We start from the raw sequence: 252 nt of genomic DNA on the forward strand, positions 1-252 counted from the left end.
GCTACTGATCACCCACGACCACTACGATCATCTGGACTACCCGACCATTCGCGCCCTCAAGCCCAAGGTGAGGCGCGTGATCGCTGGACTGGGCGTAGGGGCACATTTCGAGGCCTGGGGCTATGACATGTCACTCGTGCGCGAGGCGGATTGGAGTGACATCGTCGAACTGACACCAGGACTGCACGTCCACATCACCCCGGCCCGGCATTTCTCCGGGCGCGGCTTTACCCGGAATCAGTCTCTGTGGGT

At 61.5% G+C, this 252-nt stretch carries 1 protein-coding gene; it reads left to right on the forward strand.

Annotated features, from left to right (window positions below):
- Positions 1–252: MBL fold metallo-hydrolase (locus SB756_RS33020; protein ID WP_410913629.1), on the forward strand; the 252-nt coding region annotated here is incomplete at both ends.

It is taken from the genome of Pseudomonas sp. SIMBA_068 (assembly GCF_046534705.1).
Classification (GTDB): Bacteria; Pseudomonadota; Gammaproteobacteria; order Pseudomonadales; family Pseudomonadaceae; genus Aquipseudomonas; species Aquipseudomonas putida.